Below are 25,721 nucleotides of genomic sequence, written 5' to 3' on the forward strand. Positions count from 1 at the left end.
AATAAGTCTTTTGGAGTGAACAGTATGTTATCAGCAAACCGATTTGATGAAGTTATTAAGAATTGCCAATTATTAATCCAACAAAAAAGCTATTCAGGTGAAGAAGGTAACGTTGTTAAAGTCATAGAAGGGATGATGAAAAACTATGATTTTGACGACATTCATATTGATAAATACGGCAATATCATTGGCGGAATTATAGGTCAACACCCAGGGAAAACCCTTGTTTTTGATGGTCATATCGATACTGTACCGGTGAGTGAGCGTGACTGGAAAGAAAAACCTTATGGTGCAGAAATTAAAGACGGCAAGATTTATGGTCGCGGCACCAGTGATATGAAAGGTGCCGTCGCTGCCATGATTTCAGCGATTGGGTTTTATGGTCAAGATAATCAGCGCAATTTTGCTGGTCGTATTTATGTTTCTTGCATTGTGCATGAAGAGTGTTTTGAAGGCGTTGCTGCAAGACTCGTTTCTGAACGTTATAAACCAGACTATGTGGTAATTGGTGAAGCCTCCGAATTAAACCTCAAAATTGGGCAACGTGGTCGTGCTGAAATTGTTGTTGAAACCTTTGGCAAACCTGCTCACTCCGCCAATCCAGATGCAGGGATCAACTCTGTTTATAAAATGGCAAAACTGATCGAGAAGATCAGAACGTTAACCCCTTCCGTTCATCCTGTATTAGGAAAAGGGATCTTAGAACTCACGGATATTAAATCATCACCTTATCCGGGCGCTTCTGTCGTACCTGAATATTGTCGTGCCACTTACGATCGCCGTTTATTAGTGGGTGAAACTAAAGAAGAAGTGCTTGCACCATTACAAAAAGCCATTGATGAACTTGCTTCTCAAGATGCTGATTTTAAAGCTAAAGTCTCTTATGCCTATGGTACGGAAAAATGCTATACCGGCGCCATAATTGAAGGTGAGCGTTTCTTCCCTGGTTGGGTATTAGAAGAGAGCGATCCTTATGTACAAAGCGTTTTAAAAGGGCTGCATGAGTCTGGCTTTAAACCTACCGTCACACAATACTCTTTCTGTACTAATGGTAGCCATTATGCGGGTGAAGCAGGTATTAAAACCATTGGTTTTGGCCCATCTCGAGAAAACTTAGCGCACACCATTGATGAATATATTGAAATTGAACAGTTAAAAGGTGCTGCGAGCGGTTATTACAGCATTATGAACAGCCTTTATCACCTTTAATTCTTACGAAATAAATCCTTACTAGAAGAGTATCTGGCGAAACAGTCAGATGCTCTTTGGAGAAATAACAGAATGAAAACAATATTTAAAAACGCCACTGTTATTGATGGAACAGGGGCAAGTGCATTTCAAGCTGATGTTGTGGTTAATGAAGGAAAAATAATAAAAATCGGTCAGTTTGATGCAAAAACGAATGATCAGATCATTGATGCAACAGGGAAGATAGTCTGTCCCGGTTTTATTGATACTCATACTCACTCTGATCTTTCTGCTCTGCTTAACCCCGCTTTATCCGCCAAAATCCGCCAAGGGATCACTACTGAATTGTTAGGGCAAGATGGTGTCGCGTTAGCACCATTACCAGAACAATATATTTCAGCATGGCGCAAGAATATTGCGGGTTTAGATGGTGATTCTGACAGCATTGATTGGCATTTTAAAAATACCGAAGGTTACTTAGGTATGTTAGAAGCGAGAGGCTCTGCAACGAATCTTGCTTACCTTGTTCCTCATGGCAACATTCGAATGGAAGCCATGGGATTAGAAGGTAATCCTTCTACTCGTGAAGATGTCGCCAAGATGTGTGAAATCTTAGAGCGAGAATTAAAAGCAGGGGCGTTTGGTTTATCAACAGGACTGATTTATATGCCTTGCGCCTTTGGTGATACTGCTGAAATGATCGAACTTTGTAAGGTTACAGCAAAGCATAATGGTATTTTTGTTGTTCACCAGCGTAGTGAAGCTGACGATATTATTCAGTCGACTCAAGAGCTTATTGATATCGCCAAAGCATCGGGTGTTTGGTTGCATATTTCCCATATGAAGGTTTGCGGTAAGAAAAACTGGGGATTAATCGACGAAATGCTTGGCATGTTAGATCAAGCACAAAAAGAGGGTATTCGTATCTCTTTTGACCAATATCCGTATGTGGCAGGCAGTACCATGCTTGGGGTAATTTTACCGCCTTGGGTTCACGCAGGAGGTACAGAGAAATTATTAGAACGCTTAGCTTCTCCAGAACTGCGTAAAAAGATGATTGAAGATATCGAAAAAGGCATCCCAGGTTGGGATAACTTTATTGATTTCGCAGGGTTAGAAAATATTTATGTGACTAGCTCTAAAACAGAAAAAAACCAAGATGCCGTTGGACTTAGCCTTGTGGAACTAGGCAAGTTGAGAGGTAAAGATCCATATAATGCAACCTTCGATCTGCTATATGAAGAAGAAAATGCGGTAGGAATGGTGGATTTTTACGGTACAGAAGAACACGTTATCAAATTCTTATGTCGTCCTGAACAAAACGTCTGTACTGATGGGTTAATGGGAGCAGGTAAGCCTCATCCTCGTGTATTTGGGGCATTCCCTCGTGTTTTAGGGAAATACGTCAGAGAAGAAAAATGCCTCACTTGGGAACAAGCTATCCGCAAAATGACAGGTAAACCAGCTGAAGTCCTTCGATTAACCGACAGAGGCTTAATTAAAGAAGGGTATGCCGCAGATATTGTGATGTTCGACCCTGAAACCATTATTGATAAAGGCACGTTTGTTGAACCAAACCAATACCCAGAAGGGCTCGATTTGGTGATGGTCAATGGTCGTATCGCATTAATTAATGGGGTCGAAAGTTACGCCTGTAGTGGCCATGTTTTAAGAGCATAACCGCACAATAGCGCTCTTAAACGTTAAACCTTATCTCTGTTTATCACGGTTGTTCTTCAACCGTGATGGTTTCCCCTTACCTGAGGAACAGGAAAATGAGTTCAAATATTATTCCAAACCTTCAACAGAAGAAAACATGGAAAGCTCGTTACACCGTTTTATCCTTAATTTGGTTAGCATGGTTACTTTCGTTCTTAGATAGAATGGTAATGAGTGTTTCATTACCCTTTATTGGACGTGATCTGAATCTTGATACCACACAACAAGGCTTAATAATCAGTGCGTTCTTTGTCGGTTATGCGGCATTCCAAATACCGGGTGGTTTCTTAGCTGACCGCTTTGGCGCACGTAAAATTATGGCAATCGGCATTGCATGGTGGTCAGTTTTCACCAGTTTAACGGGGATGGTGTTTACATTGCCGTTAATGTTAGCGGTGCGATTCTTATTTGGTATTGGTGAAGGTTGTTTTCCATCGGCTTCTTGGAAAATGATCTCAACTTATTTCCCATCTAAAGAGCGTGGTCGTGCAACGGCAATTCAATCAACAGTAAATACCTTGGGGCCAGCATTAGCTGTAATTGTTGCGGCGAGTATTATCGGTGCTTTTGGCTGGCATATGGTGTTTATTGTTTTAGGTATTCCTGGCCTATTAATTGCAGCTGGTATTTATTTTTTCACTCGTGATAATCCAAAAGATCACCCAAGTATTACCCAGCAAGATCTCGATGAGCTAGCAGCAGATGGCACATTAACGGATAAACCTGTTGAAGCTGTACCCTTTAAAGATGTTTTAAAGATGCCAGTACTGTGGCAAATGGCAGCAATTTGGTTTTTGTTTGATATTACCTTTTGGGGATTCTCAACATGGTTACCAAGTTATTTAATTACTGTTCGTGAATTCTCTTTGGCTAAAACAGGGGTAATGGCGGCTATTCCATTCTTATTTGGTGCTGGTGGTACATTATTAGGTGGTTATGTTTCTGATAAATGTAAATCACAGCGTAAATGGTTATATATGGTTACCGCAGTGATTGCAGCTGGCTTCTTATATATGACATATACTGTTGAAAGTGCTGATATGGCGGTTGTATATCAGTGTATTTCAGCATTATTTATGTTCTTCGCCATGGCAATGTTCTGGGGTATTTTAATGGATACTATCCCAAATAAAATCATGGGTCGTGCTTCAGGGATTGTTAACTTCGGTGGTCAAATGGCGGGTGTTGTTTCCGCACCTGTTATGGGCTTCTTAATTAAAGCGAGTGGTGGTAGTTACGACAGCGCATTTATGTTTATGATAATTGCATTAGTTGCCTCTGCTGTTGTGACGTTCACTGTTAAAATGCGAAATACACCAGCAGCAATTTAATTAATTAGTATTAATAATATTTATATCTAAATAAGTGTGATGTTATTAAAAGAAATAAGATTAATTAAATAAAATAAATGTATTAACTGTAAGATTTATTTATTAAAACTCACTATACGCTTTATTGATTTTTTAATTTAAAAAATCTTATTGCAGGGTACTTTTGTCTTAAAAAAGCCACGATTAAAAATCGTGGCTTTGCTTTTGTTAGATTAATAACATTATTTGCTTATAAGCACAAAGTCGTTGCCACTAAAACAGAGTGTGGCATCGCCACGAATAACGCGGTGATGGGCAATATGGCGTTGACTATTTAATGAAGCGTGCTGTTTCATCATATAAGCCTCTAAATGCCATGCAATAAGTTGCTTAGCGAGCTTTTTATTCGCGTGCTGGCTACGTTCTGATTGCACTTTGACACTAATACCTGTGGCAATATGTGTTGCTCTGACCGCAGATTCTGTTTTATTAACATGCTGACCACCAGGGCCATTTGAACGCATGGTTTCAAAGACAATTTCTTTGTCATTAATTTCATCAGGTTGTTCAAAACAAGCAACACCAATAAACCAGTTTTTACGTTTATGCCGCGGTCGTAACGTACTTGCACATTGCCATTGCACAGAGCCTGCCCACTGTTGCGCGATAGCCTGTGCATCAGCACCTTCAAGAGACACTAATGCCGATTTTAAGCCATGACGTGAAGGCTCTTTTTCAAGAACTGTGACGTTCACTTGTTGTTTTGTGGTTGATTTCAAAAAGTAATTTAAGGCTTTTTCAACCGCTAAACAGCACTCTTCAGGGCCTTGTGCGGAGGTGAATTGTAATAACATTACGCCATCTCCCCACTTGTTTTATAGGTGATCACGGGTTTTAAACGTGCGATGACTTCGATTAGTCCGATACTCACCATACTTTCAATCACAGTCTCAATCGATTTATAAGATTGCGGTGCTTCTTCATAAATCAGTTGTTTATTGGCACAAATAATACGGCTACCTAATTCAGTTCGTGAAAGTTGTAAAGGTGTAAAACGGTGTGATAATCGGCCTTTGCACTCTGTACGCATCCATTTTCTACCTGCACCATGGGGTAAGGAATGAAGGCTTAATTCAGACACAATTGGCTTAACAATATAGCTGTAATCACCGCGTGAACCCGGAATAACCACCATATCGTGATGTGCGGGTGTTGCACCTTTACGATGTAACCAACCTTGTTGACCATGTAATTCACAAGGCTCTACAAGGTTATGATTTACATCAGAAATAACTGTACCTTGAGTGCGAATTTGGCGCATCATTCTTTCACCAATAAGGCGACGATTAATCTTTGCGTAATCAAGTGCATTATTGTGGGCTTGCAAATATTCATTTGCCTCTTCGGTGTTAGCAACAAGTCCTTTATGACCAAACTGTTCTGTATGAGCACGTAAGATAGATTGTCCTAAACCTCTTGATCCGCTGTGAACTAATAGCAATAACTGTTTTTTATTGATACCACTTGCAGCGAAAAGCGTTTCATTAATCACTTGGTCAATTTGTTGGAATTCAGCAAAGTGATTACCACCACCAATAGAGCCTAAAGAGCCAGCAAAAGGATGATTTTGCATTTCAGTCGGTAGATGAGCTTCTAGCCATTCTGAAGGCGCGATATCACTCATTTCACTCAACTGTTTCTCTGCTTTATCTAAGTTGAGTTTGCTGTTTTTAAATTCTGTTTGAAAGAGCGTCATGCCACAGCCAATATCATTTCCGACTAAAGCAGGGTAAAAGCGATTAACAGAAAAAAAAGCAGCGCCAATGGGATAACCACGCCCCGGATGTAAATCAGGCATACCTGCGACATAAGCCATATCAGGAAGTTGAGCGGTTGTTTCTAATTGTTGGATTGCTTTGCTTTCAATCCAAGTATTATCCGATGCGATATAACAGACGCTATCAGATAAATAATGAACACACTTGTCCATATACCAATCCATATAATGTAAAGGATAAAAAAATAAATTGATTGGCGGACAGCAAAAAGAAGGAAAAAAGGATTACTTCTGAGATTGTCCGCAAAGAGTATTCATATTTGTCGTTGTCATGGGATACCTCCTTGCAGTTAATTGAAATGGATGTGAAATAATAAATCGCGGGCATAGTAACCACTTTTTTTTGCATTGGCAATCAAAAAGTGGTGTGGTTTTTCTTTATTTTTTAAAAAAAAGAATTAATAGATTTTATTTAATTTAAGGCTAATTTCCTTTTATTTGCTATTTCAGTTAGTTCTCTATTTTTAATTAATAAATTACTTTTACTGAGCTTTTTCGGCAATAATCTTCGTAATCATCCGTTAATTTTCTATCTGTGATAACAACATCAAACTGAGCTAAATCGCCCATATTGGCTGTCGCTGTTTCATCAAAATAGTGATATTTGGTGAGTAAGATCTTACGAATAGATTTATCCATCGCTTTTTTCTTCATGTACAGATCGTCGATGTTATAACAGGTAACGCCAAAATCGAGATGAACACCTTCGGCTGAAATAAAGGCTTTTTTGGGATTAATGCTATCAAGATAAGAAGGTTGGGTAGGATTGTAGAAAGAGTCACTTTTAGGACGATATTCACCTCCGCAGAGTAATACGGTGGCATTTTTTTTCTGGCTTAATGCCAAAAATACTCGATGAGAATAACAGATCCCCGTGAAATGCAGATTATCAGGAATAAGCTCAATCAGTGTGGGAATAAACTGCCCGTTATCGAAAAAAAGAACATCGCCGTCAGATACCATGCCAGCGGCAAGATTAGGAATATGAAGTTCTTCAGTTTGATCTGGCGTAATAATATTAGAGGATGTTGAGATTAACCCTGAATGGGGCTGGGCTAATGCAACAACGTAGCCACCTAATAATGACATCGGAAAAGGGTTTTCGGCGTCAGAACTAAGGTCGCGCCTAATTGTCATTTCAGAAACTTCAAGGATCCTTGCGGCGTCTTTAAGATGTATGCGACCTGAGCGTTTTATACATTCACTGAGGCGGCGCAAACGTTCGTGCTGTTTGGTCTCTATCACCGAAGGATCCTTGTGTTATCGAATAGCGTACTCCAAGAAAATATACGCTAAATAATTAGTAGTTTGATTCAGGTGCATCTGAATCTGTTGCGATAGCGACACTTGCGCTAGCGCCGATACGTGTTGCACCTGCTTTGATCATGTTTAATGCTGTTTGGCGATCGCGAACACCACCTGATGCTTTCACACCAACTTCATCACCCACTGTTTTGCGCATTAAAGCAACATGATGTTCTGTTGCGCCCATTGTACTGTATCCTGTTGATGTTTTCACAAAATCAACGCGGATCTCACGACACATTTCACAAACTAAACGTACTTCGTCGTCAGTTAATAAGCAAGTTTCTAAAATAACTTTCAGAGTTGTATTACCACAAGCGGCTTTTACTGCTTCAATATCTTGTTTTACAAAGTCTAAACGACCGCTTTTTAACATTCCGATATTGATAACCATATCTACTTCTTGTGCGCCTTGACGAATAGCTTCAGCGGCTTCAAAGGCTTTTGTTGCTGTTAAACCAGCCCCAAATGGGAAGTCGATAACACAACATACTTTTACATCACTTCCATCAAGGCAAGTTCTTGCTAAAGGGATGTAAGAAGTGTTAATACAAACAGAGAAGAAACCGTGTTCAACTGCTTCAGCACACAATTTTTTGATTTGTGCTTCAGTTGTATCTGCAGCAAGAAGGGTATGATCGATATAATTAGCTAATGGACGCATAGTATATTCCTTAATAAGAAGATTGTTATTCATCACCCATGTGATTTTGGCAACATATTAGTGCCGTTTTAACGGGATAACAATCACAAATGATATTTAAATAACATGATACTGTTATACAGCTATCAAAATGTCACTATTTTCACATTTAAAAATTTCATATAAGAGTAAGAGGCGCTATGGATATCGCAGTGATTGGTTCAAATATGGTGGATTTGATCACCTATATAGACAGGATGCCAAAAGAGGGAGAAACCCTTGAGGCGCCAGCATTTAAGATTGGCTGTGGTGGTAAAGGGGCAAATCAAGCTGTTGCTGCTGCTAAATTAAATTCAAAAGTGATGATGTTAACAAAGGTTGGCGATGATATTTTCGCGGATAACACCATCATGAATTTAGAGTCTTATGGTATTAACACGCGCTATGTTGAAAAAGTGCCTGGTACAACAAGTGGTGTTGCGCCCATTTTTGTGACTTCTCAATCATCAAATAGCATTTTAATTGTTAAAGGTGCTAATCAGCATTTATCGCCAGAGGATATTGATAGAGCCACAGATAGCCTGAAAAAATGCAAAATAATCGTATTGCAATTAGAAATCCCGCTTGAAACGGTGTATCACGCCATTGAGTTCGGTAACAAACATCATATTCCTGTGTTATTTAACCCAGCGCCTGCTTCAAAAGCATTAGATCTTGATATTGCAGCTCGTTGTGACTTTTTTGTTCCGAATGAAACAGAACTTGAAATTTTGACTGGTATGCCAATCACTACAATGGATGAAATCCGTGAAGCCGCTTGTTCTTTACTACAAAAAGGCTTTAAGAATGTTATCGTTACATTAGGTGAAAAAGGCGCATTATGGATGAATGGTGAAATTGAAAAATATATTCCGGCCATTAAAGTTGATGCAATTGATACTAGTGGGGCGGGGGATGCCTTTATTGGTTGTTTCTCCCATTATTATGTTCACACCAATAATATTGAAGAAGCGTTAAATAAAGCCGTGATGTTTTCTGGTTTAAGTGTTGCAGGAAAAGGCACACAATCTTCTTATCCAAGCCTTGAAGAGTTTGGGCAGTTTCTAGCGCAAGCCAAGTAGTACACTTCTGCACTATCACATCTTTGTATTCCACTTGCTATCTCATTTAAAAAGCAAGTGGAATTTCTTTAAAATCAATAGATTATTATGTTTTTATAGTCACTGTTGGATTTCTTAAAAAGAAAAAAGGTTTAACTTAATGTGACTGATTTCACAGAGTGGTGACAATTATCATTGAAATATAATTTCATAAGATGTAATTTTAATTGAAATTTGGTTTCATTAAGGTTGTTATGATGAAAGAAGATGCATTAAGCGAATGTCTTAAAAATGAAAGCAATCAAGAAACAACACAGTTTTCTGAATTAAGCGCTTTAGAGTTGGTTACGCTTATCAATAGTGCAGATATGACTGTTGCCAATGCAGTTAAAAAAGAATTACCCGCTATTGCTAAAGCAGTAGAAAGAATTACTGAACGTCTGCAAAAAGGTGGACGTATTTTTTATGTTGGTGCAGGAACAAGTGGCCGATTAGCGGTACTAGACAGTGCGGAATGTCCACCTACTTTTGGTGTATCTCCTGCATTAGTACAGGCGATTATTGCTGGCGGTCATGATGCAATGCTAAAAGCGGTTGAAAATATTGAAGATAGCCAAGAGGCGGCAATTGAAGAGCTTCAACGTCGTCATGTCAGTGATAAAGATGTCGTTATTGGCATTGCCGCAAGTGGTCGCACTCCCTTCACTGTCGCAGCTTTGCAATATGGCAAGAAGCTAAAAGCATTGACAGTATCTATTACTACGCGTGGCAAAAGTATGATGAGTGAAATTGCTGATTTATCTATTGCACCAGATGTGGGCGCAGAGGTGTTAACAGGCTCTACAAGAATGAAAAGTGGCACAGCTCAAAAAATGATTTTGGGTATGTTAAGTACTAGCGTGATGACTAAACTTGGAAAAGTGCATAAAAACCTGATGGTGGATGTGGTTGCGAGTAATGAGAAATTGCAACGTCGTGCTGAAGGTATTGTCAGCGAGGTGTGTGGAATTTCACATGAAACAGCCAGAACCCTGTTACAAATGGTTAATTATCATCCTAGGAAAGCCATTTTAATGTATGAACTTCACCTGAGTGTGGAGAAAGTGGATCAAATTACGCAGCAATATCCTTATCGTTCGTTACAACAGCAACTCGCCCTATTTAACTAATAACAATATGAGTAAACACTCTGAACTTTAGCAGGCACGCATATGGCTAATAAAATAGAACATCTCGACACGTTAGCAATAGAAATAGAAAAACATGCTGGTGGGTTTCAAAATGTGGCAACCCTAACACATTGTATGACTCGTATTCGACTGATTTTAAAAGATAGCTCGCTATTTGATGCAGACGCTTTAAAACAAGTCGAAGGCGTTAAAGGTGTTGTATTTAATGGCGAACAGCACCAAGTGATTGTAGGAATGGGAACCGCGGCAAAAGTTTATTCCATCATGAATAAGCGTATGCAAAACAGTTCAGCAAGTAGTGAAGATGAGCCTGCGTCAACACCAGTGAAAAAAGGCTTCTCCATTCGTCGTATGCTAAATACATTAGCGGCTATTTTTGTCCCGACAATTCCTGCTTTAATTGGCTGCGGTTTGATTATGGGGTTAATTAATATTATCCGTTTAGTCGCACCAGGCTTAGTTGAGCAATTCCCTGAGCTATTTAAATTATTCAAATTAATTGGTAGTACAGTATTTGCATATCTCTCTATTATGATTGGGATAAATACAGCTAAAGAATTGGGCGCGTCAACGTCGATTGGTGCCGTAATGGCTGGGTTATTAGCCATGCCTGGGCTTGCTGATATCACCTTATTTGGTGAGAAATTACAGCCAAACAGTGGTGGGATCTTTGCAGTATTAATGGTGGTCGTGTTCTCTTCAAAATTAGAATTATGGTTTCGTAGTATCGTTAAAGAGAGTCTTGATCTTATCTTAACGCCATTTGTGACTATTTTAGTTTCTTCTCTTGTGGCGATTATGATCTTCCAACCTATTGGCCATTATCTTAATCAGTTATTAGCACAAGGCGTATCATTATCACTTTTAAATCAAGGTGGTGGTGCAGTTGTAACCGGTGCTGCGCTAGGGGGAAGCTTCTTATTTTTACTCTTAACGGGATTACATCAAGGGTTAATTCCTATTCATACCGAAATTTTAAATACTTTTGGTTTAAATTATCTGTTCCCTATTTTAGCCATGGGCGGAATGGGGCAAGTAGGCTCTTGTTTTTGGGTCTATCTACGGACTAAAAATCAACGTTTAAAGAAAACATTAATGGGTGCATTACCTGTTGGTATTTTTGGTGTCGGTGAGCCTTTATTATTTGGTGTTTCCCTTCCATTAGGAAAACCATTTGTTGCTGGATGTATTGGCGGTGCGGCTGGTGGTGCATTAATGGCATATTTCCAAGTTGGGATCATTATTCCATTTGGTACAGCTGGGTTATCATTAATTCCGTTAGTGGGCGATGGGCAAATTATTAAGTTCCTGATCGCAGTATTAGGTGCATGGATTGTCGGTTTTATCGCCAGTATGCTAATGGGATTTACCGATCCAGAGAAATAAGTCAGAAATAAAAAGGATAACAGAATGTCGACACTGACCAAAAAGCTTGAAAGTTTGCTAATGCAAGGCAAAGGCACAGAACAACGTATTGCTCATTATTTATTAGAGAATAGTGAGAATATTGCCAGTATGAATGCGGCTGATCTGGCACTTAAAGCAGGTGTAAGTAGTGCTTCTGTTATCCGTTTCTCTCGTCAAATGGGGTATCGTGGTTATCCTGAATTTAAAATTGATTACCTTTCAGAAGAAAAGCAACAAAAAAGCAGTGGCGATATTCTCTATGGCAATCTTGCGAAAACAGACCCGACAGAATTAATTATTTCCAAAACAGGGCATCTGTTTACTAGCGCTATTTTAGATTCATTAGCGTTGTTAGATCCTAATACTATAGATGTATTAGCTGAAAAAATGGTATCAGCAAAACGCATTGTATTGTTTGGTATTGGCGCATCTGCCGTTGTGGCGAGCGATATTTTTCATAAATTAATACGTGTAAATAAAAACACATTATTTAGTCCTGATCTTCATGCTCAATTGGCTTATTCCGCTAATTTATCTGCTGATGATATTGCCATTGCTGTTACCGCTAGAGGAAATACGACAGATATTAATCGGATGCTGAAATCAGCAAAAAATGAAGGTTGTTTAACTGTGGCATTAACGCGTTTCGGGCAAGATGAAGCAACTCGATTATCTGATTATACATTGCCTTATTTTTATGATGAACAACACTCTCAATTAGGCGTGATTACGCCACAAGTTTTACAAATGGTAGCTTTTGATGTGCTGTTTTTTAAATATATGACATTAGCGAGTGAGTCAGCAGAAAAAGCATTATTAAAAGGGCGAGAAGCTGTTATGCAAGGAAATCAATAATGTTACTTATCACCACATTAGCGGTGGGTGCGGCTATTGGTTTAATTATAAGTACGACGGGTGTGGGCGGCGGTGTTATTGTTTTACCTGTATTGACCTATTTCTTTGGTATGAATGCGTTAATGGCAGTTGCAACAGCGAATTTATTATCCATGTTGATGAAAGTGACTTCGTCTTATATGCATTTTCGCCTTGGAAATATTCCTTTTAAAAGAGCGATGATTGTCTTAGGAATAATGCTACCAAGTACCTTTTTAGCCAGTGTTTTGGTTAATTATTTAGGTTCGTTAGCGCAGTATCAGCAACAAGTTGAATGGGGAATTAATGCGCTTGTTGTTAGTGCTATTGTTTTTTCTCTATTTCTCTTTGTACAGAGAATGTTTTTCTCATTACCTCCCGTTGTGGTTGAAAATACAGCGTTAGCTCCTTTAAATATAAAAGCACTATTACTTCCTGCGATCGCAGCAGGTGTTGTTTTAGGGGCAACGGGGGTGGGCGGTGGTGTGGTTGTATTACCGTTATTGCTACGTTACGCGAACCTTTCTATTAAGCAAGCTATTGGCACTTCTATATTTACCACAACATTGTTATCGGGATCTTCAGCACTAGCCTATATGCAAGATGGGCATACGGATATTCATTTGGCACTTTTGTTATTTTTAGGCTCGCTAATCTCTATTCCGCTGTCTAAGTGGCTGTTGATCAGAATGCCTGACAGGATATTTCAGTATGCAACGCTGATTTTAATTATTTGTAGTGCGGTGATGATGCTAGCTAAATTATTTTAGTATTCAAATGTATCATTAATGTTAATTATAAAAGTGATATTAAAAAAATAGCTAAATAAAAATAAATTTTTATTGGTTATTTCTTGATTATCTTATTAATTTAATTGAGGTCATTCTTAATATAGAAGCGATTATCAATTTTTTATTTGTGTGTTAATGGAATGTATTCTTGATGATTTATTTTTACTGATATATTGTTTTTATCATAAATAGATAATTGAGATGATAATCACATTAAAGTTAATTCCTATATGTTTCACTGTAACCCTCATTTAATACCTATAAGTGAAGGTACTAGTATTATGGAAAATAATAATAGGAAAACACCTCATATTAGACGTATTGCCCACATTATGATGTATAAACAACGTCAGTGTTTCCATTTCTCCGTTTTTAACGGGTAAGCCCTCTTTTTACATGCTGAAAATATAAAGCATATTTCCTAATAATGTGTGTTATTGGGGAAGCATCTATTTTTCATAAATAATGAATCATTTTTTAACTCTATTATTATCAAAATAATTAGGAGATAGGATTATTATGTCTATTAATATTAAAGGTAGAAGTTTTTTAAAATTACTCGATTTTTCATCAGCTGAAATTCAATATTTATTAAATCTTTCTAAACATTTTAAATCATTAAAAATGGCAGGCATTCCTCACCGCTCTTTGGAAGGTAAAAATATCGTTTTATTATTTGAAAAAACCTCAACACGTACACGTTGTGCTTTTGAAGTGGCTGGTTACGATTTAGGAATGGGAGTGACTTATCTTGATCCAGGCTCATCACAAATGGGTAAAAAAGAGTCTATTGAAGATACTGCGCGTGTATTAGGGCGTTTCTATGATGGTATTGAATATCGTGGTTTTGATCAGTCATTAGTTGAAGAACTTGCGGCAAAATCAGGTGTGCCAGTATGGAATGGTCTTACCGATAAATTCCATCCAACTCAGATGTTGGCGGATATGCTAACAGTTGAAGAAAATTTTGGTCATTTAAAAGGGCTTAAGCTGACTTTCTTTGGTGATGCGCGTAATAACGTTGCTAACTCTTTAATGGTGGTCTGTGCCAAATTAGGCTTACATTTTACAGCATGTGGCCCAGCATCTTTAATGCCAGAAGAACAACTTGTGAAGGAGTGTCGTGCAATCGCGGCTGAAAACGAAGGCTCTATCACATTAACAGAAGATATTGAGAAAGGGGCAAAAGAGGCTGATGTTCTCTATACCGATATTTGGGTTTCAATGGGAGAGCCAGATAGTGTTTGGGATGAGCGCATTCGCTTACTGAAAGCTTATCAAGTCAATGAATCTATGATGAAAATGGCAAATCCTCATGCGATTTTCTTACACTGTTTACCTTCATTCCATGATCGTTTAACGCTCATTGGTGAAGATATTTATCAGAAGTTTGGTCTGAGTGAAATGGAAGTGGCAGACGAAGTTTTTGAGTCTCGCCAATCAAAAGTTTTCGATCAGGCTGAAAACCGTATGCATACCATTAAAGCCGTTATGTTCGCGACTTTAAGCTAAAGCAAGGAGTTAACAATGCCTAAGAAGGTATTTATTGCTTTAGGGGGAAATGCGTTGGGCAGTACGCCACTAGAGCAAAAGCAGATAGTCCGAAAAACCGCAAAGCCCATTGTGGATCTGGTTGAGAAGGGTTACCAAGTCATTATTGGTCATGGTAATGGCCCACAAGTTGGGATGATTAACTTAGCTATGGATTATGCATCGCAACAGAACATCGGCACGCCTTATATGCCATTTGCTGAATGTGGTGCCATGAGCCAAGGTTATATTGGTTATCATCTACAACAGGCTATTAATGACGAATTATGTGCGAGAAATCTGAATAAAAATCATGGTTGTGCCACCATTGTGACTCAAGTGGTTGTTGATAAGAACGATCCTGCTTTTTTATCACCGACAAAACCGATTGGCGCTTTTTATACTCAACAGCAAGCTGAGGTTATTCAAAAAGAGCACGGTTTTCACTTTATGGAAGATGCTGGACGTGGATATCGTCGAGTGATCCCATCACCTAAGCCGTTAGAAATTGTAGAATCACCGATTATTAAACAGTTGGTTGAACGTAATATTGTGGTGATTACTGTTGGTGGCGGTGGTATTCCTGTTATTCGAAAAGGGAATTTATTAGAAGGTATTGATGCTGTTATTGACAAAGATAACTCCAGCTCAAAATTAGCCGTAGAATTAAAAGCAGACATTTTATTAATATTAACGGCTGTTGATAAAGTCGCTATTAATTTTAATAAACCAGATCAAATTAATTTAGATAAATTAACGCTTTCTCAAGCGCAGAAATATATTTCTCAAGGGCAATTTGCTAAAGGAAGTATGCTACCTAAAGTTGAGGCTTGCCTCAACTTTCTAAAAGAGAGTGATAAAGGTGTACAAGCTATTATTACTTCTTTAGAGAATGCATTATCTGCTTTAGAAGGAAAAACAGGTACAAGAATTATTTCTGATTAATATCATACTTATCATTATTCTAAATTTAATTCTAATAATAGACTCTGCCAGATAGATATTATTTCTACTGGCAGAGTAGCCTCTTATTTAAGTCGAGGACGCTTATGAAACTTAAAAAGTTTGCGTTTCCGACCGCATTTACTATTTTATTTGCCATTACAGTAATTGTGGTTGGATTAACGTGGATAATTCCAGCTGGCGAATATCAGCGATTAAGTTATAACTCAGCGGAGCCATCATTAGTGGTTGCGAAAATAGATGGTTCTCATGAAGTGTTACCTGCAACTCAGGCAACATTAAATGATTTAAATGTCTCTATTGAGATTAATAAATTTACAGATGGGACAATTAAAAAACCGATAGCGATACCTGGAACCTATGAACGCGTAGCACAGCAACCCAAAGGAATTATGGATATTACCGAAAGTATGGTGAAAGGGACGATAGAGGGAGCTGATGTTATTGTTTTCATTCTTGTCTTGGGGGGGCTTATTGGGGTTGTTAATAAAACCGGTGCATTCAATGCAGGTTTAACAGCATTAGCGAATCGAACCAAAGGCAAAGAGTTTTTAGTCGTGTTTGGAGTCACGATTATATTATCCATCGGCGGGACAAGCTGTGGGATTGAAGAAGAAGCCGTTGCCTTCTATCCCATATTAGTACCCATATTCTTAATCTTGGGTTATGACGCTATTGTGTGTGTTGGTGCTATTTTCCTTGCCTCTTCAATGGGGGCTGGGTTCTCAACTGTAAATCCTTTCTCAGTTGTTATCGCATCAAATGCTTCGGGGATCAGTTTTATTGAAGGGATCGGCTTTCGTACTATTGGCTTGGTGATTGGTACGATGGGGGTTTTGATTTATTTATATTGGTACTGCAAGAAGATCAAAAAAGATCCGACTTTCTCTTACAACTATGAAAATGCCGAAAGTTTTAAACAGCGCTTTTTAAGTAATTACGATCCTAATGAGATATTAGAATTTTCGTGGCGTCGTAAAGTGATCCTCTGCTTATTTGTTGCTGCTTTTCCTATTATGGTTTGGGGTGTTATGGACATGGGCTGGTGGTTCCCACAAATGGCAGCTCTTTTCCTTGCTATCGCAATCATCATAATTTTTCTCTCTGGATTAAAAGAGAAAACAGCCATTGATGGATTTATTCACGGAGCATCGGAATTAGTCGGTGTTTCATTAATTATTGGTTTAGCGCGTGGTGTTAACCTTGTGATGGAACAAGGTAAAATTGCGGATACCATTCTTGAATTTATGTCTCATATGGTTGCAGGAATGCCACCAAGTTTATTCTTATTGGCACAGCTCGTTGTCTTTATCTGTTTAGGTTTTATTGTTCCGTCTTCTTCAGGGCTTGCGGTTTTAGCGATGCCAATCATGGCGCCATTAGCGGATGCAGTTGGTGTTCCTCGTTATATGGTGGTATCGGCATATAACTGGGGACAATATATTATGCTGTTCTTAGCACCTACTGGGTTGGTGTTAGCGACATTGCAAATGTTAGATATCTCCTATAATAAATGGCTTAAATTTATTATGCCGATGGTGATATTTATGTTTGTACTCTCGGCAACACTATTATTGGTTCAAGTTGCTTTTTTATAAAATTGAGTCGATGTGTTTACGTTGTGAAACGAATTTTTGGTTATTCTGTAATGTGAAATTAATCTAGATTTTTATGCTGCACTCAGGGTTATTTTTTGATTTTCACTAGAAGTGATCTAGCTCTCGTTTTTGGCGGTGATAAAAAATAAACCGAAAAAAAAGGTTGTTAATTTGTAGAAGTTATGTTTTTTTAAATACAGATAACACGTAAACACATCATTAAATTAATTGATAGGTAACCCATGATCATCACTACTCTACTACAAAGCCTACGACTAACAGCGCGCATTGCGGCTGTGGTTGTCGTGCGTGTGGTGGTGGTCGTCGGCAAAGCGCCGTAACGGGTCCGAATCAACACAGTTTCGCAACCCCGCCGGCGCACTAACCGGGCGGGGTTTTTCTTTTCTACCGCCCATAAAGTCCGGCTTAGAACAAAGGACAGAGAAAAATGGGTGCTCAACAAGATAACGCCACAAGTAGAACCTTTACTGGCGCACAATTAATCGTTTATTTACTGGAACGGCAAGGCATTACGACAATTGCAGGGATCCCCGGTGGTGCGGCGTTGCCTTTGTATGACGCATTAAGCCAAAGCAAATCTATTCGCCATATCTTAACTCGCCATGAACAGGGCGCAGGTTTTATCGCTCAAGGTATTGCAAGAGCAAATGGTAAACCTGCTGTTTGTATTGCCTCAAGTGGGCCGGGTGCGACGAATTTAGTCACTGCAATTGCAGATGCTAAATTGGATTCTATTCCTTTGGTATGTATTACAGGTCAGGTATCTTCCGCCATGATTGGGACAGATGCCTTCCAAGAAGTTGATACTTATGGCATGTCTATTCCCATTACTAAACATAATTATTTAGTGCGCGATATTGCTGATTTACCCGAAATTATTTGTGATGCGTTTCGTTTAGCTATGTCAGGGAGACCGGGCCCAGTTTGGGTTGATGTACCAAAAGATATTCAGCAAGCCACAATTACATTAGAAGCGTTACCACCTATTCCACAAAAAGATCCCGTTCCCGCATTTAATACTGATTTAGTGATACAAGCGGCGCAAATGATCAACCAAGCTAAAAATCCGGTTTTATATTTAGGCGGTGGAATAATTAGCTCAGAAGCATGCAAAGAAGCGATTGAATTAGCAGAGAAAAATAATCTGCCAACAACGATGACCTTAATGGGATTAGGATTAATGCCACCTTCACACCCTCTGTATTTGGGGATGTTGGGTATGCATGCGACGCGTAGTACTAATTTTATTTTAGAAGAAGCGGATCTGTTGATTGTATTAGGTGCGCGCTTTGACGATCGTGCTATTGGTAAAGCAGAGAAGTTTTGCCCTAATGCCAAAATTATTCATGTTGATATCGATCGTGCTGAAATTAGTAAAATCAAGCGCCCAGATATTGCGATCCACGCTGATGCGAAATCAGTGTTATCACTGTTATTACCATTGATTAATACAAATAAGCGTGATGAATGGATAGAGCGTGTTACGACACTGAAACAAGAATATCCATTGGAGATGAAAAACTCTGAAAATATTCTGAGTGGTTATGGCATTGTATTAGCGGCCGCAAATTGTGTTGATGATGATGCCATTATTACAACAGACGTTGGGCAACATCAGATGTGGGTAGCGCAAGCCTATCCGTTAAATCGACCTCGACAATGGTTAACATCTGGCGGTTTAGGCACGATGGGATTTGGTTTACCAGCAGCGATTGGTGCCGCATTAGCGGAGCCAAGTAAGAAAATCCTCTGCTTCTCGGGGGATGGTAGCATTATGATGAATATTCAAGAGTTTGCTACGGCGGCTGAACACCAATTAGATATCAAAATTATTTTGATAAATAATCAGGCATTGGGGTTGGTTCACCAACAACAAACGCTGTTTTTTGAAGAGCGTATTTATGCGGCGGCTTACCCTTATCAAACAGATTTTATTCGTATTGCACAAGGCTTTGGTTTAGATACCTGTGACTTAAATCAAGAAGCGGATCCTGCGAGTGCATTAAAAGCAGCAATTGAAAAACCAGGTCCGTGTTTAATTCATGTCATGATTGATATTCATGAAAAAGTATTTCCAATGGTACCGCCAGGAGCGGCAAATATTGAGATGATAGGAGCTTAATTTATGTCACAACAATCACAACCTATCGCACTGGAATTGATTGTTCGCAACCATCCCGGTGTTATGACCCATATTTGTGGGCTATTTGCTCGCCGTGCATTTAACGTCGATGGTATTTTGTGTTTACCGATGAAAAATAGCGATAAAAGCCGTATTTGGCTATTAGTGCAAAAAGATGATCGCCTAATGCAGATGGTGAGTCAGGTAGAAAAGCTTGAAGACGTAAAAGAAGTGAGATTCAGTGACGATTTACGTGTTTTTGAACAAATGGAAAGCTATCTAAGTTAATTCGTCATTTTTATTTTATCAGTGGCTTTATTCTTAATTACTTTATTTTTTAATTAATAGGAATAAAGCCATATTTTTATCGCAAATAAAAAAGCTAAGGGCGATGATGATAATGCTGTTGATTTGGGCTAGACATAATGACGGATGCACGCAAATGTCCTTCAACACAAATATAAGAGTGAGGAGCATTACCATGAAAGGCATAAAAATCACCGGTTTCGAGTAAGACCGTTTCATCATTATCAAAACGCATCATTAATTTACCAGAATAGACCATGATGTGTTCTTGAGTGCCATCTGCGTGAGCTGGGCTATTGATGATCGCGCCATGCTTCATTTCGATATGCCAAATTTCAGTAATATTACCGATGCCAATACGAAATTTAAACTCTTGGGCATAATCACCCACGATAGGCTTATGTCGTTCTAAACGAGGATATTCTTCTCGTGTGAAACTAAATAAATCCCCTAACGGAAAGCCAAGCGCTATTGCGATAGCCTCTAAGGTATCGATTCTAGGATTAGAATCACCCGATTCTAATTTTGACAATGCAGCCTTGGATATTCCCGATTTTCTTGATAACTCATTAAGTGACAAGTTTCGAGACTGTCTTAATTGTTTGACTTTATTACCAAGGTATTCATTCGTTTTTTTAGGAGGTTGTGGGTTCATTGCCAATTCAAAATATCGTTAGTTTAAAAGTGTTATTCCGATTAGATAATAACACTAATTAACCGTATTCGGAAAAATCAGATCCTGTTTCTGCTGTATTTTGTGAATAGTCTTACGATCACTGTTCGATTTTTAATAATTACGCTAATATCCTTCATTAAATGATAATTGTTCAAGGTTTACTATGATGGACTTGCTCAGTTGGTCTGATCTTTTTATTTGCCTACTTACCTTATTCTTTGCATATGTTATTTTCGGTATGGCTGGGTTTGGCTCTGCGTTAATTGCGGGTCCTGTATTAGCACTTTATTTACCTCTTTCAATGATAGTGCCTTTATTGGCATTAATCGATTTAAGTGCCGCCATAGTGAATGTTTTAAGAGATGGCAAACAGGCTGATTTTAAAGAGATACGCTATCTTATTCCGCTGATTATTATTGGTAGTCTGGTCGGTGCGACGATTTTATTAACCACACGACCTGATTTGCTTTCTCTTCTTTTAGGTATCTTTGCCGCTTGTTATGCCATTTATGCCTTGTTTTGGAAAAAACAAGAAAGCCAATTTTCTCAACGCTTGGTTTATCCTTTTGGGTTAATTGGTGGTGTATTTAGCGCATTGTTTGGCAGTGGTGGCTTTTTATATGCAATCTATTTATCAGGCAGAATTGCAGATAAAAACAAGTTTCGCATTACACAAACGACATTGATTGGCTTTAGCACACTAACGCGAGTGGTGATTTTCTTATTTGCAGGTATTTATTGGCAATTGGATATTCTTAAGTTAGCCGTTATTTTCTTGCCTGCTATGTTTACGGGAGTTTGGTTAGGACGAAATTTAACATTACGTATGTCGAAAGCACGATTTATGAGTGTGATTTATACCATTGTATTGGCATCAGGTACTGTGCTTATTTATCGTTATTTTTCTTAAGCGTTGTAGGATAAATGACGGTGAAGTGAGAATATTGTGAAAGGCAAAGATCTTTGTGAGTCAAACGGAGATCTTTCTCTGATTAACATTACTTTTTAAGCATGTTTATCTATTTCTTATCCCCTATAATAAAACAATATTTTATTTAATAACCTTCCTTTTATTACAGAGGTTTCTGTTATTCGCAGAAACAAAATAACATGTCACATCAAAATTATCGCCAATCTGAAGTTTTTGCGATAACAACTATCACGGTAAGTATTGGCGTTATCGGGATTGTTATCGGATTAACTATTCCGATGGTTGCACTGCGCCTTAATTTAGCGGGAATTAGTGAATCTATCATTGGACTTATTTCCGCTGCACCCGCTATTGGGATGTTAATTATTTCGCCTTTTGCTCGGCGTATTGTGCAATGGATAGGCAAACGCTTTGCCATGCTATTAGCAACCATTGTTTCTGCGATAAGCTTATTACCTTTAATGGGGAGCTTGCCTTTAGAGGTTTTATTTCCTCTACGATTAATCACTGGGATTGCCAGTGGTGTGATGATTTGTTTAGGTGAAACGTGGATTAATGAGCTTTCACCAGATAATAAACGTGGGCGGATTTTAGCGGTATATACTACGGTATTTACTATTAGCCAGTTATTAGGGCCTTCAATTATTGCGCTTTATGGCGTCGCAGATAAGACACCTATTTTAATTAGTGTCTTTATTCATATTATCTCTATTGTCCTGTTTTTAATGATGGATCAGAAAACAGGCGATAAATTACCGAAAGATACGCAAGAGCCTAATTTTTCTATTATCCGCTTTGTTAAAGTAGCACCCGCAATCTGTGGTGGTATTGTTTTCTTTGCTTTTTTTGATGGCACCGTACTTTCTATGTTTCCTATTTATGGCCTAAGTATGGGACACACTGAAGCTATTGCCGCAATGATGATAAGCGCTATTTTAGCGGGTGATGCCATTATGCAAATGCCATTTGGCTGGCTTGCTGATCATATGAACAGAACACAGTTATATCGAATTTGTGGTGTAGTGACTTTACTTGCAAGCTTATTATTACCTATCACTATGTCTCACACGTTGCTGATTTGGCCTTTATTACTGGTACTGGGTGCAACAGCTGGTGCGATATACACCATTGCGTTGGTACAAATAGGGCAATATTTCTCAGGCAATGATCTGATGGTTGCTAATGCGTCGGCTGCGATGTTATGGGGAATAGGTAATTTATCAGGACCTTTGCTGGCTGGCGCGATGTCAGAAATTTCTTCATCTTCACTACCATTCTTATTGGTTGCTATGACAGGTTTATTCTTAGTTTCAACGATGGAACGTTGGAACCTTGGTGTTGAAGCACTCAATAGTAGCTCATCTTAATATTATTTCTTCTCTATCGTATTCCGTTTAGGGTCAAAGGAATGCGATAGAGGAAGCCTTTCTTTTCTCGATTTCTAAATATTAAATATTAAAAATTTATCTTATCGTTTTTTATAAATTATTATGATTATCTTTCGTAATTGTAACCATTTTAAAATTTATTAAGAATAATCTAGAAATACTTATACAAAACAGAAAATTGTTTGCTAAAACTGCGCCTACTCATCTAACGTTAGAAGTAGAAGGTGACACTATCTTCAGACAAAAATAATGAATACTGCAAATCGTTAATCGCCACACATTGGGAACGGGAGGTATTATTTATTTAAGTAACTTATTAAAGTTACTAATAATAGATAAATATACCTAGTTATCATGTCGTTTAATATAAATTCAATAAAAACAATCCATTAAGTTATTTTTTCTACTGTGAGATAAACATGATATTGGATGATTGTACAAAAGTAGAATGATGAGGAAAGTCGGTAGCTGCTTTCCTCTTTTTCTTTTTTCTAACTTTAAATTATCTTTTTATGACATTTTTATTAAAAATGTATTTTTTCGCTTGATTCTTACCCTAAAAGCACCAGATAATCGTTTGCGTCAAATTCTCTCACTCAATCCACACGAAAAACCAAACGTTTGCTTTTGACTCCCTCTTAAGATTTTTCATCGACAAGAGGTTATTCTAATTGATACGTAATCGTTTTCGTTTTTTTGGAGAGTGAACCGTTTTTATGTCAGAGGAAAGTAATGTCTGCTAATCAATCAGCAAGCACAGGTAAACTGGATAGCTATTTTAAACTTACAGCACGCGGCACAACTGTTCGCAAAGAAATGATCGCTGGTTTGACGACATTTCTGGCTATGGTGTATTCCGTTATTGTTGTTCCTAGTATGTTAGGACAAGCCGGTTTTCCACATACAGCGGTTTTTATTGCAACCTGTTTAGTCGCGGGATTAGGCTCCCTTCTAATGGGATTGTGGGCAAATCTTCCTATGGCAATTGGTTGTGCTATTTCATTAACAGCATTTACCGCTTTTAGCTTGGTCTTGGGACAAAACATCTCTGTGCCCGTTGCATTAGGTGCCGTGTTTTTAATGGGGTGTTTATTCACCGTTTTCTCATTAACTGGCATTCGCACTTGGATCTTAAAAAATATTCCAATTGGTATCGCACATGGTGCAGGAATAGGGATTGGGCTTTTTCTGCTTTTAATCGCAGCAAACAGTGTTGGATTAGTGGTTAAAAACCCATTTGATGGTTTGCCTGTCGCAATGGGTAAATTTACATCATTTTCTGTTCTGATGTCACTTGCTGGATTGGCCGCTATTTTCGGATTAGAAAAACGTAAAGTACCGGGTGGCGTGCTATTAGTGATTGTGGCTATTTCGATTATCGGCCTTATTTTTGATCCTAATGTAAAATATCAAGGTATCTTTAAAATGCCTCAATTAGGTGAAGATGGACTTTCTTTATTGTTTGCAATGGATATTAAAGGTGCCTTACAGCCATTGGTATTACCAAGTGTTCTTGCGTTAGTGATGACTGCCATTTTTGATGCTACTGGGACTATTCGCGCTGTTGCAGGTCAAGCAAACTTATTAGATAAACGCGGGCAGATTATTAATGGCGGAAAAGCGCTGACTTCTGACTCTGTCAGTAGTATTTTTGCGGGTGTTATTGGTGCTGCACCAGCTGCGGTTTATGTTGAATCAGCCGCAGGAACAGCGGCTGGTGGTAAAACAGGATTAACCGCAACAGTAGTCGGTATTTTATTTTTACTGATCCTTTTCTTATCGCCTCTTTCTTATTTAGTTCCTGCTTATGCAACGGCACCTGCGTTAATGTATGTGGGTTTATTGATGCTAGGTAATGTCACTAAGTTAGATTTCAGTGATTTTGTTGATGCAATGTCAGGCATGGTGTGTGCTGTATTTATTGTTTTAACTTGTAATATCGTCACAGGTATTATGTTAGGTTTCGGATGTTTGGTGATTGGTCGTATATTTGCAGGTGAATGGCGTAAACTCAATATTGGCACAGTATTAATTACTATTGCTCTAGTGGCATTTTATGCGGGTGAGTGGGCAATTTAATTTAAATAATCGGTTTTAAAGACAAAAGGCGGAATATATTTTTATTCCGCCTTTTTGCTATTTATTTCTCTACTTTTATTCGCTATTGTCGAAATTAAATCTAGTAATTAAATAGTTGGTAGAAGATATGCAAGAAATAAAAATACGCCATAGTGAACCTGACGACGCATCAGCAATTCAACAACTATATACACATCCTGATTTATATATTTGCACTTGCCAATTTCCTTATCCTTCAGTCACGATGTGGAAAAAAAGATTACTTGAATTTTCAGAACAAAATATCCCTAATTTTGTTGCAACTATTGATGGCCAAGTCGCGGGACATTTAGCACTGATAATCGATAATCATCCTCGTCGTCGCCACATTGTGAGTTTTGGTCTTGGCGTTGGTGCTGAATATTCCGGAAAAGGCGTTGGTAAATTACTTATCAATACAGCAATTGATTATGCTTTCAATTGGTTAGCAGCCACACGATTAGAATTAGAAGTGTATTCAGACAACGAAAGAGGCTTACATCTGTATAAGAAATTGGGTTTTGAAGTTGAAGGTATACGCCGTAAAGCTGCTTTTAGAGAAGGTAAATATTGTGATGTTGTCATGATGTCGATGTTAAGAACAATTGAATAATCATTAGCATTACGAGTTAGCTCTCAAATTTAATCGCTATTGTCATTTATCTATTATTTTTTATCTAATTACTTAACGTTTTACGTTTTTATACGGTCTATTACATTGTTTAG

Annotated in this window: 24 protein-coding genes; 18 read left to right on the forward strand and 6 right to left on the reverse strand. The window is 38.3% G+C overall.

Annotated elements, in window-relative coordinates; genetic code table 11:
- Positions 1 to 24: 24 nt before the first annotated feature.
- The 3 genes from ACWPWK_RS11975 (at position 25) to ACWPWK_RS11985 (ending at position 4,238) form a co-directional block, all read left to right on the forward strand.
- Positions 25 to 1,209, forward strand: coding sequence for a YgeY family selenium metabolism-linked hydrolase (locus tag ACWPWK_RS11975; RefSeq protein ID WP_109372633.1), 1,185 nt, complete (start codon positions 25 to 27; stop codon positions 1,207 to 1,209).
- A gap of 72 nt (positions 1,210 to 1,281) precedes the next feature.
- Entirely contained in the window at positions 1,282 to 2,868 is a 1,587-nt protein-coding gene (locus ACWPWK_RS11980) for an N-acyl-D-amino-acid deacylase family protein (protein WP_109372632.1), read from the forward strand.
- Positions 2,869 to 2,963: 95 nt separating this feature from the next.
- Positions 2,964 to 4,238, forward strand: coding sequence for an MFS transporter (locus ACWPWK_RS11985; protein ID WP_109372631.1), 1,275 nt, complete (start codon positions 2,964 to 2,966; stop codon positions 4,236 to 4,238).
- Between the two features lie 221 nt (positions 4,239 to 4,459).
- Here the strand turns inward: ACWPWK_RS11985 and prfH are convergent, their stop codons facing one another.
- The 4 genes from prfH to deoC all read right to left on the reverse strand — a co-directional run bounded on the left by prfH (position 4,460) and on the right by deoC (position 8,023).
- On the reverse strand, positions 4,460 to 5,071 hold the full coding sequence (prfH, locus tag ACWPWK_RS11990) for a peptide chain release factor H (RefSeq protein ID WP_109372630.1): 612 nt from the start codon (positions 5,069 to 5,071) through the stop codon (positions 4,460 to 4,462).
- On the reverse strand, positions 5,071 to 6,207 hold the full coding sequence (locus tag ACWPWK_RS11995; protein ID WP_109372629.1) for an RNA ligase RtcB family protein: 1,137 nt from the start codon (positions 6,205 to 6,207) through the stop codon (positions 5,071 to 5,073). The genes prfH and ACWPWK_RS11995 overlap by 1 nt, the downstream gene beginning before the upstream one ends.
- Before the next feature lie 315 nt (positions 6,208 to 6,522).
- A complete protein-coding gene (locus ACWPWK_RS12000) occupies positions 6,523 to 7,299 on the reverse strand; it encodes a DeoR family transcriptional regulator (protein ID WP_109372628.1) in 777 nt (258 codons plus the stop codon).
- A gap of 55 nt (positions 7,300 to 7,354) precedes the next feature.
- Positions 7,355 to 8,023: a deoxyribose-phosphate aldolase gene (deoC, locus tag ACWPWK_RS12005; RefSeq protein ID WP_109372627.1), complete on the reverse strand. Its 669-nt coding sequence runs from the start codon at positions 8,021 to 8,023 to the stop codon at positions 7,355 to 7,357.
- A 179-nt stretch (positions 8,024 to 8,202) separates the two neighbouring features.
- On the opposite strand from deoC, the gene rbsK reads away from it, so the two are divergent.
- The 9 genes from rbsK to ACWPWK_RS12050 all read left to right on the forward strand — a co-directional run bounded on the left by rbsK (position 8,203) and on the right by ACWPWK_RS12050 (position 17,454).
- On the forward strand, positions 8,203 to 9,123 hold the full coding sequence (gene rbsK, locus ACWPWK_RS12010) for a ribokinase (RefSeq protein ID WP_109372626.1): 921 nt from the start codon (positions 8,203 to 8,205) through the stop codon (positions 9,121 to 9,123).
- A 236-nt stretch (positions 9,124 to 9,359) separates the two neighbouring features.
- Positions 9,360 to 10,271 carry an N-acetylmuramic acid 6-phosphate etherase gene (murQ, locus tag ACWPWK_RS12015; protein WP_109372625.1) on the forward strand — a complete coding sequence of 304 codons (912 nt, stop codon included), beginning with the start codon at positions 9,360 to 9,362 and terminating at the stop codon, positions 10,269 to 10,271.
- Between the two features lie 42 nt (positions 10,272 to 10,313).
- Complete coding sequence (locus ACWPWK_RS12020; RefSeq protein WP_109372624.1) at positions 10,314 to 11,678, forward strand: PTS transporter subunit EIIC; 1,365 nt, start codon at positions 10,314 to 10,316, stop codon at positions 11,676 to 11,678.
- 24 nt (positions 11,679 to 11,702) lie between these two features.
- Complete coding sequence (locus ACWPWK_RS12025) at positions 11,703 to 12,554, forward strand: MurR/RpiR family transcriptional regulator (RefSeq protein ID WP_109372623.1); 852 nt, start codon at positions 11,703 to 11,705, stop codon at positions 12,552 to 12,554.
- Positions 12,554 to 13,342, forward strand: a complete 789-nt coding sequence (locus ACWPWK_RS12030; RefSeq protein WP_109372622.1) for a sulfite exporter TauE/SafE family protein — start codon at positions 12,554 to 12,556, stop codon at positions 13,340 to 13,342. Before ACWPWK_RS12025 ends, ACWPWK_RS12030 begins: the two co-directional genes overlap by 1 nt.
- 302 nt (positions 13,343 to 13,644) lie before the next feature.
- On the forward strand, positions 13,645 to 13,746 hold the full coding sequence (speFL, locus tag ACWPWK_RS12035) for a leader peptide SpeFL (protein ID WP_109372621.1): 102 nt from the start codon (positions 13,645 to 13,647) through the stop codon (positions 13,744 to 13,746).
- 136 nt (positions 13,747 to 13,882) lie between these two features.
- A complete protein-coding gene (gene argF / locus ACWPWK_RS12040) occupies positions 13,883 to 14,875 on the forward strand; it encodes an ornithine carbamoyltransferase (RefSeq protein WP_109372620.1) in 993 nt (330 codons plus the stop codon).
- A gap of 15 nt (positions 14,876 to 14,890) precedes the next feature.
- Positions 14,891 to 15,838 carry a carbamate kinase gene (gene arcC, locus ACWPWK_RS12045; RefSeq protein ID WP_109372619.1) on the forward strand — a complete coding sequence of 316 codons (948 nt, stop codon included), beginning with the start codon at positions 14,891 to 14,893 and terminating at the stop codon, positions 15,836 to 15,838.
- Positions 15,839 to 15,942: 104 nt separating this feature from the next.
- Positions 15,943 to 17,454, forward strand: coding sequence for a YfcC family protein (locus tag ACWPWK_RS12050; protein ID WP_109372618.1), 1,512 nt, complete (start codon positions 15,943 to 15,945; stop codon positions 17,452 to 17,454).
- A 190-nt stretch (positions 17,455 to 17,644) separates the two neighbouring features.
- Here the strand turns inward: ACWPWK_RS12050 and ACWPWK_RS12055 are convergent, their stop codons facing one another.
- Positions 17,645 to 17,812, reverse strand: a complete 168-nt coding sequence (locus tag ACWPWK_RS12055; protein ID WP_432277941.1) for a hypothetical protein — start codon at positions 17,810 to 17,812, stop codon at positions 17,645 to 17,647.
- Positions 17,813 to 17,902: 90 nt separating this feature from the next.
- Between ACWPWK_RS12055 and ilvB the strand changes: the two genes are divergently transcribed.
- Both ilvB and ilvN read left to right on the forward strand, forming a co-directional pair.
- Entirely contained in the window at positions 17,903 to 19,597 is a 1,695-nt protein-coding gene (gene ilvB / locus ACWPWK_RS12060; RefSeq protein WP_109372616.1) for an acetolactate synthase large subunit, read from the forward strand.
- A 3-nt stretch (positions 19,598 to 19,600) separates the two neighbouring features.
- Entirely contained in the window at positions 19,601 to 19,885 is a 285-nt protein-coding gene (gene ilvN, locus ACWPWK_RS12065; RefSeq protein ID WP_109372615.1) for an acetolactate synthase small subunit, read from the forward strand.
- A gap of 94 nt (positions 19,886 to 19,979) precedes the next feature.
- Here the strand turns inward: ilvN and ACWPWK_RS12070 are convergent, their stop codons facing one another.
- Positions 19,980 to 20,558, reverse strand: a complete 579-nt coding sequence (locus tag ACWPWK_RS12070) for a helix-turn-helix domain-containing protein (RefSeq protein ID WP_069368071.1) — start codon at positions 20,556 to 20,558, stop codon at positions 19,980 to 19,982.
- A 184-nt stretch (positions 20,559 to 20,742) separates the two neighbouring features.
- On the opposite strand from ACWPWK_RS12070, the gene ACWPWK_RS12075 reads away from it, so the two are divergent.
- From ACWPWK_RS12075 to ACWPWK_RS12090, 4 genes are all read left to right on the forward strand, one after another.
- Entirely contained in the window at positions 20,743 to 21,489 is a 747-nt protein-coding gene (locus tag ACWPWK_RS12075) for a sulfite exporter TauE/SafE family protein (RefSeq protein ID WP_109372614.1), read from the forward strand.
- 200 nt (positions 21,490 to 21,689) lie between these two features.
- The gene (locus ACWPWK_RS12080) at positions 21,690 to 22,877 is read left to right on the forward strand and encodes an MFS transporter (protein ID WP_109372613.1); all 1,188 of its coding nucleotides are present in this window, start codon (positions 21,690 to 21,692) and stop codon (positions 22,875 to 22,877) included.
- 753 nt (positions 22,878 to 23,630) lie between these two features.
- Positions 23,631 to 24,977: an NCS2 family permease gene (locus ACWPWK_RS12085; RefSeq protein WP_099075192.1), complete on the forward strand. Its 1,347-nt coding sequence runs from the start codon at positions 23,631 to 23,633 to the stop codon at positions 24,975 to 24,977.
- 127 nt (positions 24,978 to 25,104) lie between these two features.
- Complete coding sequence (locus ACWPWK_RS12090; protein ID WP_109372612.1) at positions 25,105 to 25,608, forward strand: GNAT family N-acetyltransferase; 504 nt, start codon at positions 25,105 to 25,107, stop codon at positions 25,606 to 25,608.
- The last annotated feature ends 113 nt before the right edge of the window (positions 25,609 to 25,721 follow it).

This window comes from Proteus sp. Marseille-Q3619 (genome assembly GCF_965283115.1).

What these genes read in the sequence shown, in the direction of transcription:
- ACWPWK_RS11975 (WP_109372633.1), top strand. Translation starts at nt 25, where the DNA reads ATGTTATCAGCAAACCGATTTGATGAAGTTATTAAGAATTGCCAATTA.
- ACWPWK_RS11980 (WP_109372632.1), top strand. Translation starts at nt 1,282, where the DNA reads ATGAAAACAATATTTAAAAACGCCACTGTTATTGATGGAACAGGGGCA.
- ACWPWK_RS11985 (WP_109372631.1), top strand. Translation starts at nt 2,964, where the DNA reads ATGAGTTCAAATATTATTCCAAACCTTCAACAGAAGAAAACATGGAAA.
- prfH (WP_109372630.1), bottom strand. Translation starts at nt 5,071, where the DNA reads ATGTTATTACAATTCACCTCCGCACAAGGCCCTGAAGAGTGCTGTTTA.
- ACWPWK_RS11995 (WP_109372629.1), bottom strand. Translation starts at nt 6,207, where the DNA reads ATGGACAAGTGTGTTCATTATTTATCTGATAGCGTCTGTTATATCGCA.
- deoC (WP_109372627.1), bottom strand. Translation starts at nt 8,023, where the DNA reads ATGCGTCCATTAGCTAATTATATCGATCATACCCTTCTTGCTGCAGAT.
- rbsK (WP_109372626.1), top strand. Translation starts at nt 8,203, where the DNA reads ATGGATATCGCAGTGATTGGTTCAAATATGGTGGATTTGATCACCTAT.
- murQ (WP_109372625.1), top strand. Translation starts at nt 9,360, where the DNA reads ATGAAAGAAGATGCATTAAGCGAATGTCTTAAAAATGAAAGCAATCAA.
- ACWPWK_RS12020 (WP_109372624.1), top strand. Translation starts at nt 10,314, where the DNA reads ATGGCTAATAAAATAGAACATCTCGACACGTTAGCAATAGAAATAGAA.
- ACWPWK_RS12025 (WP_109372623.1), top strand. Translation starts at nt 11,703, where the DNA reads ATGTCGACACTGACCAAAAAGCTTGAAAGTTTGCTAATGCAAGGCAAA.
- ACWPWK_RS12030 (WP_109372622.1), top strand. Translation starts at nt 12,554, where the DNA reads ATGTTACTTATCACCACATTAGCGGTGGGTGCGGCTATTGGTTTAATT.
- speFL (WP_109372621.1), top strand. Translation starts at nt 13,645, where the DNA reads ATGGAAAATAATAATAGGAAAACACCTCATATTAGACGTATTGCCCAC.
- argF (WP_109372620.1), top strand. Translation starts at nt 13,883, where the DNA reads ATGTCTATTAATATTAAAGGTAGAAGTTTTTTAAAATTACTCGATTTT.
- arcC (WP_109372619.1), top strand. Translation starts at nt 14,891, where the DNA reads ATGCCTAAGAAGGTATTTATTGCTTTAGGGGGAAATGCGTTGGGCAGT.
- ACWPWK_RS12050 (WP_109372618.1), top strand. Translation starts at nt 15,943, where the DNA reads ATGAAACTTAAAAAGTTTGCGTTTCCGACCGCATTTACTATTTTATTT.
- ilvB (WP_109372616.1), top strand. Translation starts at nt 17,903, where the DNA reads ATGGGTGCTCAACAAGATAACGCCACAAGTAGAACCTTTACTGGCGCA.
- ilvN (WP_109372615.1), top strand. Translation starts at nt 19,601, where the DNA reads ATGTCACAACAATCACAACCTATCGCACTGGAATTGATTGTTCGCAAC.
- ACWPWK_RS12070 (WP_069368071.1), bottom strand. Translation starts at nt 20,558, where the DNA reads ATGAACCCACAACCTCCTAAAAAAACGAATGAATACCTTGGTAATAAA.
- ACWPWK_RS12075 (WP_109372614.1), top strand. Translation starts at nt 20,743, where the DNA reads ATGATGGACTTGCTCAGTTGGTCTGATCTTTTTATTTGCCTACTTACC.
- ACWPWK_RS12080 (WP_109372613.1), top strand. Translation starts at nt 21,690, where the DNA reads ATGTCACATCAAAATTATCGCCAATCTGAAGTTTTTGCGATAACAACT.
- ACWPWK_RS12085 (WP_099075192.1), top strand. Translation starts at nt 23,631, where the DNA reads ATGTCTGCTAATCAATCAGCAAGCACAGGTAAACTGGATAGCTATTTT.
- ACWPWK_RS12090 (WP_109372612.1), top strand. Translation starts at nt 25,105, where the DNA reads ATGCAAGAAATAAAAATACGCCATAGTGAACCTGACGACGCATCAGCA.